Source organism: Sphingopyxis sp. BSNA05, assembly GCF_013265645.1.
Taxonomy (GTDB): Bacteria; Pseudomonadota; Alphaproteobacteria; order Sphingomonadales; family Sphingomonadaceae; genus Parasphingorhabdus.
Genome location: NZ_PYIA01000099.1, coordinates 13,844 through 27,251, shown reverse-complemented (window position 1 = coordinate 27,251; position 13,408 = coordinate 13,844). Strand labels below are relative to the sequence as shown.

General features: G+C 59.8%; 13 protein-coding genes and 2 pseudogenes. 6 read left to right on the top strand and 9 right to left on the bottom strand.

Annotated elements, in window-relative coordinates; translation table 11 throughout:
* Positions 1 to 7: 7 nt before the first annotated feature.
* Genes C8024_RS11465 through C8024_RS11455 form a run of 3 tightly spaced genes read right to left on the bottom strand, consistent with a single transcriptional unit; the run spans position 8 to position 3,687 of the window.
* Positions 8 to 1,204 carry an acyl-CoA dehydrogenase family protein gene (locus C8024_RS11465; protein WP_173205252.1) on the bottom strand — a complete coding sequence of 399 codons (1,197 nt, stop codon included), beginning with the start codon at positions 1,202 to 1,204 and terminating at the stop codon, positions 8 to 10.
* 3 nt (positions 1,205 to 1,207) lie between these two features.
* A complete protein-coding gene (locus C8024_RS11460) occupies positions 1,208 to 2,440 on the bottom strand; it encodes an acyl-CoA dehydrogenase family protein (RefSeq protein ID WP_173205249.1) in 1,233 nt (410 codons plus the stop codon).
* A 35-nt stretch (positions 2,441 to 2,475) separates the two neighbouring features.
* Positions 2,476 to 3,687, bottom strand: a complete 1,212-nt coding sequence (locus C8024_RS11455) for a CaiB/BaiF CoA-transferase family protein (protein WP_173205246.1) — start codon at positions 3,685 to 3,687, stop codon at positions 2,476 to 2,478.
* A gap of 91 nt (positions 3,688 to 3,778) precedes the next feature.
* On the opposite strand from C8024_RS11455, the gene C8024_RS11450 reads away from it, so the two are divergent.
* Positions 3,779 to 5,302 carry a hypothetical protein gene (locus C8024_RS11450; protein ID WP_173205243.1) on the top strand — a complete coding sequence of 508 codons (1,524 nt, stop codon included), beginning with the start codon at positions 3,779 to 3,781 and terminating at the stop codon, positions 5,300 to 5,302.
* On the opposite strand, the gene C8024_RS11445 is transcribed toward C8024_RS11450, so the two are convergent.
* Positions 5,292 to 6,329 (bottom strand): PLP-dependent cysteine synthase family protein, encoded by a 1,038-nt coding sequence (locus C8024_RS11445; RefSeq protein ID WP_173205240.1) that lies wholly within the window; start codon positions 6,327 to 6,329, stop codon positions 5,292 to 5,294. The genes C8024_RS11450 and C8024_RS11445 overlap by 11 nt on opposite strands.
* Positions 6,330 to 6,432: 103 nt before the next feature.
* Between C8024_RS11445 and C8024_RS11440 the strand changes: the two genes are divergently transcribed.
* The gene (locus C8024_RS11440; RefSeq protein ID WP_173205237.1) at positions 6,433 to 6,903 is read left to right on the top strand and encodes an Lrp/AsnC family transcriptional regulator; all 471 of its coding nucleotides are present in this window, start codon (positions 6,433 to 6,435) and stop codon (positions 6,901 to 6,903) included.
* Between the two features lie 31 nt (positions 6,904 to 6,934).
* On the opposite strand, the gene C8024_RS11435 is transcribed toward C8024_RS11440, so the two are convergent.
* Both C8024_RS11435 and C8024_RS22575 read right to left on the bottom strand, forming a co-directional pair.
* A complete protein-coding gene (locus C8024_RS11435) occupies positions 6,935 to 7,252 on the bottom strand; it encodes a hypothetical protein (protein ID WP_173205234.1) in 318 nt (105 codons plus the stop codon).
* Positions 7,253 to 7,350: 98 nt separating this feature from the next.
* A complete protein-coding gene (locus C8024_RS22575) occupies positions 7,351 to 7,479 on the bottom strand; it encodes a hypothetical protein (protein ID WP_302051624.1) in 129 nt (42 codons plus the stop codon).
* A 204-nt stretch (positions 7,480 to 7,683) separates the two neighbouring features.
* On the opposite strand from C8024_RS22575, the gene C8024_RS11425 reads away from it, so the two are divergent.
* Positions 7,684 to 8,406, top strand: coding sequence for an amino acid permease (locus C8024_RS11425; protein WP_173205232.1), 723 nt, complete (start codon positions 7,684 to 7,686; stop codon positions 8,404 to 8,406).
* The gene (locus C8024_RS11420) at positions 8,316 to 8,975 is read left to right on the top strand and encodes an APC family permease (protein WP_367947295.1); all 660 of its coding nucleotides are present in this window, start codon (positions 8,316 to 8,318) and stop codon (positions 8,973 to 8,975) included. Before C8024_RS11425 ends, C8024_RS11420 begins: the two co-directional genes overlap by 91 nt.
* A 69-nt stretch (positions 8,976 to 9,044) precedes the next feature.
* Here C8024_RS11420 and C8024_RS11415 read toward each other — a convergent pair.
* The 3 genes and pseudogenes from C8024_RS11415 to hppD form a co-directional block, all read right to left on the bottom strand.
* Positions 9,045 to 10,052, bottom strand: a pseudogene (locus C8024_RS11415) (fumarylacetoacetate hydrolase family protein).
* Between the two features lie 129 nt (positions 10,053 to 10,181).
* Entirely contained in the window at positions 10,182 to 10,730 is a 549-nt protein-coding gene (locus C8024_RS11410) for a VOC family protein (protein WP_173205226.1), read from the bottom strand.
* A pseudogene (hppD, locus tag C8024_RS11405) lies at positions 10,730 to 11,829 on the bottom strand (4-hydroxyphenylpyruvate dioxygenase). Before hppD ends, C8024_RS11410 begins: the two are co-directional and overlap by 1 nt.
* Positions 11,830 to 12,104: 275 nt before the next feature.
* Here hppD and C8024_RS11400 point away from each other — a divergent pair.
* Both C8024_RS11400 and C8024_RS11395 read left to right on the top strand, forming a co-directional pair.
* The gene (locus C8024_RS11400; RefSeq protein ID WP_173205220.1) at positions 12,105 to 12,569 is read left to right on the top strand and encodes an MFS transporter; all 465 of its coding nucleotides are present in this window, start codon (positions 12,105 to 12,107) and stop codon (positions 12,567 to 12,569) included.
* Positions 12,494 to 13,228, top strand: a complete 735-nt coding sequence (locus tag C8024_RS11395) for an MFS transporter (RefSeq protein WP_173205217.1) — start codon at positions 12,494 to 12,496, stop codon at positions 13,226 to 13,228. Before C8024_RS11400 ends, C8024_RS11395 begins: the two co-directional genes overlap by 76 nt.
* The last annotated feature ends 180 nt before the right edge of the window (positions 13,229 to 13,408 follow it).

The window sequence follows — 13,408 nt, the reverse complement described above, 5'->3', positions numbered from 1 at the left end:
TCGGTTCCTAGTTCATTTCCGCGAAGGTCTTGTCCTTGTCGACGCGGACATCCTGCGGCAGGCCGAGGACCCGTTCGGCGATGATATTCTTCAGGATTTCATCGGTGCCGCCGGCGATCCGCAGACCCGGCGCCCACATGAAGCTTTCCTGGAAAATCGCGTCGGAGGGCGCTTCGTCCTTGTCGACGATCAGGCCGAAATGGTCCTGCATCTCGATCGCGCTGTTGCAGATGTCCTGCAGATGGTTGGCGTTGATGATCTTGCCGATGGCATTTTCCGGACCCGGTGTTTCGCCGCGCGACAGGGCGGTCTGGGTGCGGAATTTGGTCAGCTTGTAACCCTGCGCCGCGACATACCAGTCGGCCAGTTTGGCGCGGAAGGCCTGGTCGGACAATGTGCCGGCGGACCGCGCATAATCCATGATTTCCTTCCAGTCGGGACCCGGTGAACCACCAACCGCGAGCCGTTCGTTCATCAGGGTGACGAGCGCGACTTTCCAGCCCATGCCGGGCTCGCCGAGCCGGTCGCTGTCGGGAATACGAACGTCGGTGAAATAGACCTCGTTAAATTCCTTGCCGCCGGACGCCTGATGGATCGGTCGCACGTCAACGCCCTTCTGCTTCATGTCGACGATGAACATGGTCAGGCCCTTGTGCTTGGGCACATTGGGGTCGGTACGGACCAGAAGGATACCATAATCGGAATAATGGGCACCGGAAGTCCACACTTTCTGACCATTTATGACCCATTCGTCGCCATCTTTGACCGCTTTTGTCTTGAGACCGGCAACATCCGACCCGGCAGCCGGCTCGGAGAAAAGCTGGCACCAGATTTCCTCGCCCATCAGGGCCTTCTGGACATAGCGCTTCTTGTGCTCGTCCGATCCGAAGGCAATCACCGTCGGTACGCACATCCCGAGGCCGATGGCAAAGGGGCCGGTTGGAGCATCAAATTTCGCTTCTTCCTGGCCCCAGATGACCTGCTGCATCACGGTGCCGCCGCGGCCGCCCATTTCCTTGGGCCAGGTGATCTGCGCAAAGCCGCCTTCCGCCTTGGTCTTCTGCCAGGCCTTGGCGCGCTCGAGAAAATCCTCGCGGCCACCCGAGCGCAGGGCACCCGGCGTTTTGGCCTTCAGATGCTGCGAGAGAAAGGCGTTCGCTTCGGCGCGAAATTCTGCTTCTTCTGCTGTGTCGTTGAAATCCATAGTCTATTCCTTCACTTTGTGGCCCGGGCGCGAATGTCCGTTCGCGCTGAGCGTGTCGAAGTCCGAGTGCGCGCCAACCTGTCCTTCGACAGGCTCAGGCCGAACGGCACTCCGGGTTCGGGATTCAGTCATTTTTGCTTCGAGCGCGCTGACCAGCTTTTCTTTCCAGACGGCCGGGCTGCCCGCCTGCACGGCGAGCAATTTGGCGCGGCGATAGAAGAGGTGGCAATCCACCTCCCAGGTGAAGCCCATGCCGCCATGCGTCTGGATATTCTCTTTCGAGGCAAACCAGTAAGCTTCCGAGGCCGCGACCCGGGCGGCCGCTGCCGCTTCGGGCAGTTCGGCGGCGTCGCTCGACAGCGCCCATGCGCCATAATAAGCGTTGGAGCGGGCGACTTCATTCTTCACATACATGTCGGCCAGCTTGTGTTTGATCGCCTGATTGCCGCCGATGGCGCGGCCGAAAGCGACGCGCTCCTTGGCGTAGGCATTGGCCATTTCCAGACAGCGGGACGCGCCGCCCAGTTGCTCAAAGGCGATCAATACCGCTGCGCGATCGTTGATCTGGTCGAGCAGCGCCATGCCATTGCCCGCTTCGCCGAGAAGCTCGGCCGATGCGCCGTCGAAGCTGATCGTGGCGTGGCTGCGCGTGGGTTCGAGCGTCTTGACCGGCTCGCGCGATACGCCGCTCTGGTTGAGGTCGACAATGACGAGGCTCTCGCCGCTGCCGTCCTTCACAAGCACGATGGCGTGGGTTGCGATATCTCCATCGGTGACAGGGATCTTCTTGCCCGTGATGCTACCGTCCTTCAGCCGGGTAGCAATATTGCCGGCCTTGATTTCGCCCGGTCCTTCGCTGATCGCGATGCAGCCGATCAGGCTGCCGTCGGCCACTTTCGGCAATAGTTGCGATTTCTGGTCTTCACTGCCCGCGATTTTCAGCGCTTCGGCAAAGAAATAGGCGGATGATCCGAAGGGCACCGGCGCCAGCGCCCGGCCCAGTTCCTCGGCAATCACGCAAAGCTCGAGCATGCCGAGGCCAAGCCCGCCATATTCTTCTGGAATGGCAGCACCAAGCCAGCCCATTTCGACAATCTGTTTCCAGACGCCTTCATTGTGGCTCTTGCTGTCATCATCCAGCACTTCGCGGACATGCGCGGTCGTGCATTGCGCTTCGAGAAACTTGCGTGCTTCGTCTCGAAGAAATTTTTGATCGTCGGAAAAATCAAAATTCATAGTTCAGGCCTCATCCCGTTGTTTATATTATTATGTCAGTCGTCGTTGGCGGGCATATTGAGCGCGCCGCGTATTTCGTCATTGTCCGCGCCCAGCGTCGGCGGATCGGCATAGATATTCGCCGGGCTGGCGGAATAGTGCACCGGATGTTTGATCGTTCTATATTTGCCGATCTTCTCGCCCTCACGTTCCTGCCAGAAACCGACCTGCTGGAGATGGGGATCGGTCAGAACGTCCTCCATCTTGTTGTAGCGCATCGCCGGAATATTATGCTCGTCGAGCAGCGGCAGCCATTCGTCCGTGGTCTTGGTCGCAGCAATCTCCTCGATCAGGGCGTAGAGCGCGGTGATATTCTTGGTCCGCTGGGAATAGTCGGAAAAGCGGGGCTCGTCAAAGACGCCCGGTTTGCCGCCCAGTTCAAAGAACTTCCGCCACTGCGCGTCATTATAGGGGACCAGACCGATATAGCCGTCCTTGGTCGGATAGGGTTTGCGGTTTTCGTTGATCGAGCGGGTGTAGGCCAGCTTGCCATTGCCCGGAATGAAGGTTTCGCCCCAGAGATTCTCGACCATGTTGAACCAGGTGAAGGCCTCGAACATCGGCACCTGGACAAATTGGCCTTCGCCGGTCTTTTCCTTGTGATACATCGCCGCGAGCGTCGCGTTGACCGCGAACAGGCCGATGGTCTTGTCGGCCACAAGCGATGGCATATAGAGCGGCCGCCCGCTGTCGCCGCGCATCTCGAACAGGCTGGCAAAGCCGGAGGCGCACTGGATCAGGTCGTCATAGGCCTGGCGCTTTTCATATTCGCCGCCCTGGCCGAACCCTGCGCAATGGAGATAGACGATGCCGGGATTGATTGCCTTGACGCTTTCATAGTCGAGGCCCAGCCGCTCCATGCCGGCCAGCCGGACATTGTGGAAGAACACGTCGGCATGTTTCAGCAGCTCGAGGATGACGGCCTTGTCATCGTCATTCTTGCCGTTGAGGGTCACCGATTTCTTGTTGCGGTTGAGCGCGGTGAAGATCGGGCCGAGGTCGCCGGTCGGATTGTCGCCGGCGTGGCGCATCATGTCGCCGCCGAACTTGCCATCGCCATTTTCGATCTTGATGACGTCGGCGCCCATGTCAGCGAAATTGAGAGTGGCGAAGGGGCCGAGGACCACGGTAGACATGTCGACGATTTTCAAACCCTTCAGCGGGCCTGTCGGTTCCGTATCCCATTTTAGTTCCGGCCAGCCGCTCATCCAATATTCTCCATTTTAGCTAGTGCATGATTCCAGCATGCTGTTATCATGTTTAATCGATTGATGAACTGTTTATTTTGAGGGAATTAGGATGGTATTGGCAGATCCCAAGGCACCGGTGCTGATCGGTGTCGGCGAGGCAAGCGGCGCGAAATTGAAGCAATCGCAAGGGCTTGAGTGGCCATCGACGGTCGACCTCGCGTCGGCGGCGATCGGGGAAGCACTGGCCGATAGCGGCGCTGGCGAAAAACTGGCTGCCTCGATCGATTGCCTGCTTTCGATTCGCCTGTTCCACGACAGCGGTCTGCCGCATGATTTCGGCTCGCCGGCGAATCACCCGGAAGCGGTGGCCGCGGCTGCCGGTCTCGATCCCGCGCATCTGCTCTATGGCGATGTCGGAGGACAGAGCCCGCAGAAACATCTCAACAAGCTCGCCTGCCAGGTGCATGACGGCGAATATAAGGCGGTGGTCCTGTCGAGCGCCGAGAATATGGGCACCGTCAAACGGGCGCGGCGCAGCGGTCACAAGCTGGACTGGAACCAGCCGGCGACCCGCGCAATGACCGATCTGATCACCAATGAAGACAAGATGCTGACCGCCTATGAATGGCGGCAGGGCATTATCAACATGCCGATGGCTTACGGGATTGTCGAAAATGCCCGGCGCGCGCGGCTGGGGATGGACCGCGACAGCTATGCGCAGAGCATGGCCGAACTGTGGGAGGCCTTTGCCGGCGTGTCGCTGACGCGCGAACATGCCCAATTTGCCCGCGACTGGACGGCGGAAGAATTGCTGGCCGATGATCATGGCAATTACCGGCTCAACGACCCTTATCGCCGCTGGATGGTGGCGCAGGATGCGGTCGAACTGGGCGCTGCGGTGATCCTGACCACGGCGGGCCATGCGGAAGAGCTGGGCATAGCCGAAGACAAGATCATCTATCTGCATAGCGGCGCCGACGCGAGCGTGCCGTTGATGAGCCTGCAGGACGACCTGTCGGTCTCGCCGGCGATGCAGGTCGCTTTCCCCAAGGCGCTGGAACTGGCCGAAGTCGAAGCCGCGGATCTCGGTCCGATCGATATTTATAGCTGTTTCCCCGTCGCGGTCTCGCTGGCGATGGACGCGCTCGGTTCGCCGGATCGCTCGCTGGCTTCCTATACGCTGACCGGTGGCCTCAGCTTCTTTGGCGGTCCAGGCAACAGCTATAGCGCCCACGGCATGGTCGCTCTGGTCCAGGCGTTGCGCAAGGATGGCAGCAAGCCCGGCATGATCTCTGCCAATGGCGGCGTGATCAACAAGGAATCGGTCGGTATTTACGCGGCTCAGCCCGTCGCGGGTGGCTGGTCTCCCGAGCGGATCGCCGCGCCGGTGCGGATTCCGAAACCCGACCATGTCAAAGCGGACCATTTCTTCAACGGCAAGGCGGTGATCAAAAGCTATGCCATGCCTTATGGCAAGGCCAGCCGCGGCGCGGCCAGTGTCTGGCTGGAGGATGAGCAGGGCTTGCCCGCCATCGGAATCTTGCCGGACGCGCCGGAAGATACGGATCTGATTGGTCTGGCGGTCGATGTGACCACCGCTGATGACCGCAATATCGCGAAACTCAGCGGATAGTCTGCATATCCACCAGCTCGATTTGCGGCGTTAGATAGCCGTCGCGGCACGGTTCTTCCTTCGCCAGATCGGTCGACAGATATTTGCTGTTGCTGTCCGGGAACACGGTCGCCACGGCGCGCATGTCTGCGCCGGCGGCCGCGTCCTGCGCGAGGGCGCAGCGGACCGCGGCGATCAGATTGCCGCCGCTCGAAATGCCGACGCCGAGCCCGAGCTGCTTGCACAGTTTCTGCGCCATCAGGATGGAATCGCCATCGTTCACGCCGATCACGGCATCGACCTGGTCGAGTTTCACGATTTCCGGGATAAATTCGTCGGACACGCCCTGGATGCGATGGTGGCCGACCTTGTGGCCGGTTGACAGGGTCGGCGATTCGACCGGCTCGACTGGATGGACCGATATGCCGGCGTCGCGTTCTTTCAGGAAACGCCCGACGCCCATCACCGTGCCGCCGGTGCCGACGCCGGCGACAAAACCGCCGATCTGTCCGCCGTCTGGCGTGACCTGGTTCCAGATTTCCGGTGCGGTGCCCTGGCAATGGGCGCTGCAATTATCCTCGTTGGAAAATTGGCGCGGCAGAAACGCCCCTGCGTTTTTGCCCAATGCTTCGGCCATCGCGATGGAGCCGAGAAAACCGCCTTCTTCCTTCGACACCAGCCGGATCTCTGCGCCATGGCTGGCGAGAATCGCGCGGCGCTCCACGCTCATCCAGTCGGGCATGAAGATGGTCACCGGGTGACCGAGCGCGGTCCCGAGCGCCGCTATCGCGATTCCGGCATTGCCGCTGGTCGCCTCGGCAATCCGCTGGCCGGGCTTCAGCGCGCCCGAGCGCGTCGCGTTGCGGAGAATGTTGAGCGCCATCCGGTCCTTGATGCTGCCGGAGAAATTATACATTTCGGCCTTGGCATAGACGGTGATGTCCTTCCCTGCGCAGCGGAGTTTGATGCGCAGCATCGGCGTGTTGCCGATCAGTCCGGCAAGGCAGTGAAATTTATCGTCTGATGTGCGGCCGACGCGGTCGAGCATATGGGGTCCTCCTTGAACAAGACCCTCTTATGGCCAGGCAAATGACAAATATCTTCGTCAATAATCCTTTGAAGCCGCAGGATATTGTGATAAATTTCTATAAATGAGCGAAAATATAAAAAATATTGATGATAATGACCGCAATATCCTGAAAGCCTTGCAGCGCGACGCCAGCCTGTCGCTGGAAAATCTCGCGGCGCAGCTCAGCCTCTCGACCAATGCCTGCTGGCGGCGGATCAAGCGGATGGAGGCGGATGGCATCATCGCTCGCCGGGTGGCGATCGTCGATCCGGAAGCGGTCGGCCTGAACATGACCGTGTTCGTCGCCGTGCGGACCAGCGACCATAGCGACAAATGGCTGACAAAATTCGCCGCAGCGGCGTCGGCAATCGAGGAAGTGGTCGAATTCTACCGGATGGCGGGCGAGGTCGACTATATGCTCAAGCTGCTGGTCCGCGATGTCGCCGACTATGACCGGGTGTACAAGAAACTGATCAAGGCGGTGCCCTTGTCCGATGTGTCGGCGAGTTTCGCGATGGAGCGGATCAAATATGAGACGGCGGTGCCGGTTTGAGAGGGCGGCGGATGAAAAGTGATGAAATCAGTCAAATGGGAGTCGATGTTCGCCAATTAATTTCTTCCTCTGAGCATATATCACGCTGATATTTTGCTTTAATTTCATCGCAAATGAAATCTGCTCCTGCCTCGAAATCTCGCTCTAGATATTTTGGCGACCCAGAACGGAATGATTGTGGGTACAGCGCCGACATCGCTTCATTACTGATTACCCTGCCGTCTTTTTCCGCTTGTTTGGCTTCTTCGACCAGTGAAGAATTGCACGCTGTAGTTAGCGCGAGCGCAGGCAATAACATCCAATGCCTTACAGTGAAGTTTAATCCCCTAATGCGCTTCAAATTATTCATCTCAACTTCCCCGCCTCTTGTGTTCGGTAATAGGTTTGACGTTATCAGCGACTCATATCAATGAAATCCGATGTTGGCTGTCGGCGTGGATATCAATATCACTTGATGATCAACCTCATCAAACCGTCACAAGAATGCCCATCCGCATCCTGCATCCGGATTTCCACGCTGTCGCCAGCGCTCATGAACGGCGTCTTGGCCTCGCCGTCGTTGATCGTCTCGACCATCCGCATTTCGGTGATGCAGCTATAGCCGAGGCCGCCTTTGCTGACCGGTTTGCATGATGGTGACAGTGCACTCTATTTCAGGCGCAGGAACAAATTGGTGCGCTGTCACCGCAAGTCAGAACGCTCTACCGGAACCTCCCGATCCAAGAAATTTCTTTGAAAAAGAAAGTTACATGCAAGTCTCCGTCCGGGGGGACAAGTTACATGGCCAAATTGGAAAGACCATTCGGTGTCTGGACGGCGACCGCGATGGTCGTGGGGACGATGATTGGTGCGGGTATTTTTGTTCTGCCCGGACAGCTCGCGCCGCTTGGCTGGACCGGTGCGGTCAGCTGGATCGTCGGCGGCATGGGCGTATTGGCAATTGCCCGTATCATCGCCGATCTCACGATCCAGCGATCCAGGGAGCCCAGCATATTGACGATTTGCGGCGACATTCTTGGGCTGCTTCCGGGGCGGGTGATCGCCTGGAGCTACTGGGTTTCCCTGATCGGCAGTGTGTCGGTGGTCGCCATGGCCGGTGCCGCCTATCTGCTGCATCTGTTCCCGTCGCTTCCCCACGGCCCTCTGGAGCAAGCTATTGGCGGAACGGCAATCGTTGCCGCATTGACCACGATCAATATCCGCGGCGTGCGCAGCGCAGGCAATTTTCAGGTGACCGCTACGTTGCTCAAGCTCGTACCGCTCGTCGTTGTCATTGCAATCGTCGGGTGGCTCGCCGTGAGCGCACCGGCGACCTATAGTCAGGCTCCGCTGGCTCCCTTTTCGGCGGCGTCGCTGACGCCGGCGCTGGCCATCACATTTTTGCGCTGCTCGGCTTCGAATCCGCGGGTCTGGTGGCGGAACGGGTGCGCGACCCGGCTCGCAACGTCGTGCGTGGCACATTGCTGGGTCTCGCGCTGGTGCTTGTCATTTATATTATCGTGAGCACCGGTATCATGATGGCGAGCCCGGCGGACGAACTATCTGCCAGCTCAGCCCCGATCGCCTATTTCGTCACGCGTTTTCTGGGGCCGTGGGCCGGAGATGCCGTTGCATTATTCGCCGCGATCTCCGCGATCGGTTGTATCAACGGCATAGTCTTGTTCATGGGCGAGCTCCCGCTGGGCATGGTCCGCGATGGCCAGCTGCCCGACTATATGGCGCCGGCCAACCGCCACGACGTGGCGGCGCGACCCTTGCTACTGGGCAGCCTGTTGGCGATTATACTGATGCTCGGGAGCGCGACAGGAATAGGCGAGAGAGTGCTGGACTTCCTGCTGCGGCTGACGACCGCTTCGGCGATCTGGTTCTATGCCGCCATTTGCATCGCCGCTCTGGTGGCGCATGTTCAGCGCACCCTGGCGGTGGTTGGCCTCGGCTTCTGCTGCTGGGTGCTCTACGGAACCGGTTTGGAAGCGGGCGGTCTCGGCATCCTGCTGATTCTGGTCGCGGTGCCGCTGCATTTCCTTATCGGTGGACGGACGCGTGCCCGCGGGACGGCTCCTGCGGGCTGAATGTGGGGCAGGGCTTATGCCTCCAGCGTTTTCTCCACCGTCAGCATTATCTGCGTAGATTCAACACCGTCAAACCGCCACAACCTCCTGCCGGATTGCGCCAAAGATCGAATGGCCATCCGCATCCAGCATCTGGATTTTGACCGTATCGCCAGCGCTCATGAACGGGGTTTTGGGCGCGCCGTCGTTGATTGTTTCGATCATCCGGATTTCGGCGATACAGCTATAGCCCAGGCCGCCTTCGCTGACCGGCTTGCCGGGATCGCCGTCGGGGCCCTGGTTGGACACGGTGCCGGAACCGATGATTGTGCCGGCGGACAGGGGCGGGTTTTGGCGGCATGGCGACCAGATCGGCGAGGCTGAAGGTCGCGTCCTTGCCGGCATTGGCGCGGCCGAAGGGCTCGCGGTTATAGTCGACTTGCAGCGGCAGATGGATGACCGAACCCTTCCACGCGTCGCCGAGTTCATCGGGTGTGACGCAGACCGGGGAAAAGGCGGATGGCGGCTTCGACTGGAAGAAGCCGAAGCCCTTGGCCAGCTCGCCGGGGATCAGGCCGCGCAGGGAAACATCGTTGCACAGCATGACCAGCTTGATATGGCCGGCTGCGTCTTCGGCGCTGACGCCCGGTGGCACATCATCGGTGACGACCGCGACTTCGCCTTCCATGTCGCAGCCCCATTTGGGGTCGCCGAGCGGAATATCGTCGCGCGGGCCGAGGAAGGCGTCCGAGCCGCCCTGATACATCAGGGGATCGGAATAGAAACTCTCCGGCACTTCGGCGCCGCGCGCTTTGCGGACCAGTTCGACATGGTTGATATAGGCGCTGCCGTCGGCCCATTGATAGGCGCGGGGCAGGGGGGATTCGGCGAGCCGCTCGTGGAAGCGTTCGCAGGGCACGGTCTCATGTTCGACATCGCGGTAGAGCGCTTCGAGCTTCGGCGCGCATTGTTCCCAGTCGTCGAGGGCCGCCTGCAGGGTCGGGGCGATATGGCTCGCTTCGCAGCAGCGGGTGAGGTCTTTCGAGACCACGACCAGACGGCCGTCACGGGTGTCATTTTCAGGGTAGCGAGTTTCATGTGCGTTCCTTCATCCTGCTCCGTTCCCCCGCGAAGGCGGGGGCCCATCTCCGACCATTGCCTCTAGCGGAAACTTCGGGAGATGGACTCCTGCCTACGCAGGAGCACGGCATTGTTCAATGCGAAAACCTAATGCTCGTCGCGCGCTTTCTCGTGCAGCCAGGCGGCATGTTGCGGCGCCTTCTTGGTGCGGCTCCATTCCTCGAGCATCGCGGGAGCAACCCGGCGCAATTCGGCCATTTCCTCGTCGGTTCCGATATCGCAGGCCAGTTCCAGCCGGTGGCCGTTGGGGTCGAAGAAATAGATCGACTTGAAAATGCCGTGATGGGTCGGGCCGAGCACTTCGAGACCCTCAGCCTCTGCATTGGCCTTGGCCGCCATCAGATCGTCGAGCGAGTTCACCTTGAAGGCAATATGCTGGACCCAGGCCGGGGTATTCTGGTCGCGGTCCATGTCCGGTTGCTCGGGCAGCTCGAAAAAGGCGAGGACATTGCCGCCGCCGGCATCGAGGAAGATGTGCATATAGGGATCATATTCGCCGGTCGACGGCACTTCATTCTCGGCAAAGGCGAGCTGGAAATCCATGCCCATCACCCGCTGGTAGAAATCGACCGTCTCTTTCGCGTCCTTGCAGCGATAGGCGACATGGTGGATGCCATCGATCTTGGGTGCGGCCATTATACCGGCTCCTCTACATTCAGCACCCGCGCGATACCTGGTCGCGCTCGATGCTCTCGAACAGGGCCTTGAAATTGCCCTCGCCGAAACCGTCATCGCCCTTTCTCTGGATGAATTCAAAGAAAACCGGTCCGACCTGCGCTTCGGCAAAGATTTGCAGCAGCAAGCGCGGTTCGCCGCCTTCTGTGGTCCCGTCGAGCAATATGCCGCGGGTCTGCAGCGCGTTGACGTCTTCGCCATGGCCGGGCAGGCGGCCGTCGAGCATTTCGTAATAAGTGTTCGGCGGTGCGGTCATGAAGGGTACGCCGAGTGTCTTGAGCCGATCCCAGCAAGCGATTAGGTCATCACAAATCAGTGCAATATGCTGAATGCCTTCGCCGTTGAATTCGCGCAGGAATTCCTCGATCTGGCCCTTGCCGCCTTCGCCTTCCTCGTTGAGTGGAATGCGGATCTTGCCATCCGGCGCGGTCAGCGCCTTGGAGGTCAGGCCGGTATATTCGCCCTTGATGTCGAAGAAGCGGATTTCGCGGAAGTTGAACAGGGTCTCGTAATAATCCGCCCAATATTTCATCCGGCCGCCGTAGACATTATGGGTCAGGTGATCGATCGTGTGGAAGCCGGCGCCAACCGGGTTGCGGTCCACGCCGGGCAGATATTCAAAATCAATGTCATAGATCGACAGATTCTCGCCGCGCTCGCCGCCGTCATAGCGGTCGACCAGATAGAGAATGGCGCCGCCGATGCCGCGGATCGCCGGGATGTGCAATTCCATCGGTCCGGTTTCGACATGCACCGGCTCGGCGCCCTTTTCGAGCAGCCAGGCATAAGCCTTGCGCGCGTCTTTCACCCGGAAAGCCATGCCACAGGCCGAAGGACCATGTTCGCGAGCAAAATACCAGGCCGCCGATTTCGGCTCGTAATTGATGATCAGATTGATGCCGCCCTGCCGCCAGAGATGGACATCCTTGCTGCGATGCTGGGCGATGCGGGTGAAGCCCATGACTTCGAACACCGGTTCGAGCACACCGCGCTCGGGCGCGCAAAATTCGACAAATTCAAAGCCGTCGAGACCAACGGGATTTTCAAACAGATCAGCCACAATATTTCCTCGGGACAACAGGCGCCGTGGCGCGTTATAGTTACAAATGATACTATAGGGAATCCGCAGCGGATATGCAAGACATTAGCCGGTCGATCTGTCCGGGAAAACGAGACGGGCGGCGCATCGGGGAGGATGCACATGCAAAAACGCCATCAGCTGGCCTTCATGGCCTTTCTGGCTATTTTCATCTGTTATATGGACCGGGTTGCGATCTCGGTCGCGATCATTCCCATGGTCGAAACCTATGGCTGGGACCTGTCGACACAGGGCTGGTGCTCTCGAGTTTCTTCATCGGCTATCTGCTCACCCAGGTGGTCGGCGGAAAGCTGGCCGATCGCTATGGTGGCAAGGTCGTTCTGGGCTTCGGCGTATTGGTCTGGTCGCTCTTTACATTGGTCGCCCCTCCGGCAGCCGCACTGGGCATCGCCGTGCTGATCGTCGCCCGGATAGTAATGGGCATGGGAGAAGCCGTCACTTTCCCGGCGATTTATGCGCTCTACGCCCGCTGGATACCGGTCCGGGAGCGTTCGCGCTCCGCCGGCTTTTCGAACAGCGGCATTCCGCTGGGCACGGTCTTCGCGCTGCTGGCAACCCCGGTGATCGTGGCCGCCTGGGGCTGGGAATGGGTGTTCTATCTGTTCGGCGGCGTCGGTTTCATCTGGTGCGCCGTCTGGTATTTTGCATCGCATCGAGCCCCCGCCTGCAACCCGGTATCAGCCAGGCGGAACTGGACCTGATTGCCGCCGACACGATTGCCGATACGCCCGTCGGACCCACGCCGTGGCGGGCGCTGATGACCAACATGCCGGTCTGGGCCGTGATCGTGGCCCATTTCTGCAACAACTGGTGGTTCTATGTGCTGCTCGCCTGGCTGCCGACTTTTGTCACCAAGGGGCTGGGCGTCGACTATGCCTCGGTCGGCTATTTTGCGATGATGCCGCATATTGCGCTGTTCCTGTGCATCAATCTCTCCGGAGTGGTGGCCGACCGGCTGATCGGACGGGGCATGACCATCACCCATGTCCGCAAGCTGATGATGTTGATCGGCTTTGGTGGCAGCATCGCGGCGCTGCTGCTGGTTGCGCAGGCGGAGGATGCCGTTACCGCAATCACCATCATGACCGTCGGCAGCGCGCTTGGCGCCTTTGCGGTCAGCGGCTTTTTCGTCAACCATATGGACATCGCGCCGGAACATGCCGGCACGCTGATGGGGATCACCAACACCGCCGGCACTATTCCCGGCATCATCGGCGTGCTGGTCAGCGGCTGGATTTTGGACATAACCGGGTCCTGGGCGCTGGTTTTCCAGGTCGCGGCAGCCGTCGCCGCCTTCGGTCTGGTTTTCTATCTCATCTTCGGCAGCGGCGAGCGCCAGTTCGCGGCCGTTTCCGCCTAGCCATTACGGACTGCGCCAGCACCGGCGCGGATCGATGATCTGCAGCCCGTTCCCTCCTTCGCTGGCATGCCGGATATCCCGCCGCGCTCGACGGTCGCCGGCGAGCCACAGGCCCATGGAAAACAAGCGGCCTTAATCGCGCGGAAATAATGACGTAAATACAGATTATTAACTTTATCT

What these genes read in the sequence shown, in the direction of transcription:
- C8024_RS11465 (WP_173205252.1), bottom strand. Translation starts at nt 1,204, where the DNA reads ATGGATTTCAACGACACAGCAGAAGAAGCAGAATTTCGCGCCGAAGCG.
- C8024_RS11460 (WP_173205249.1), bottom strand. Translation starts at nt 2,440, where the DNA reads ATGAATTTTGATTTTTCCGACGATCAAAAATTTCTTCGAGACGAAGCA.
- C8024_RS11455 (WP_173205246.1), bottom strand. Translation starts at nt 3,687, where the DNA reads ATGAGCGGCTGGCCGGAACTAAAATGGGATACGGAACCGACAGGCCCG.
- C8024_RS11450 (WP_173205243.1), top strand. Translation starts at nt 3,779, where the DNA reads ATGGTATTGGCAGATCCCAAGGCACCGGTGCTGATCGGTGTCGGCGAG.
- C8024_RS11445 (WP_173205240.1), bottom strand. Translation starts at nt 6,329, where the DNA reads ATGCTCGACCGCGTCGGCCGCACATCAGACGATAAATTTCACTGCCTT.
- C8024_RS11440 (WP_173205237.1), top strand. Translation starts at nt 6,433, where the DNA reads ATGAGCGAAAATATAAAAAATATTGATGATAATGACCGCAATATCCTG.
- C8024_RS11435 (WP_173205234.1), bottom strand. Translation starts at nt 7,252, where the DNA reads ATGAATAATTTGAAGCGCATTAGGGGATTAAACTTCACTGTAAGGCAT.
- C8024_RS22575 (WP_302051624.1), bottom strand. Translation starts at nt 7,479, where the DNA reads ATGGTCGAGACGATCAACGACGGCGAGGCCAAGACGCCGTTCATGAGC.
- C8024_RS11425 (WP_173205232.1), top strand. Translation starts at nt 7,684, where the DNA reads ATGGCCAAATTGGAAAGACCATTCGGTGTCTGGACGGCGACCGCGATG.
- C8024_RS11410 (WP_173205226.1), bottom strand. Translation starts at nt 10,730, where the DNA reads ATGGCCGCACCCAAGATCGATGGCATCCACCATGTCGCCTATCGCTGC.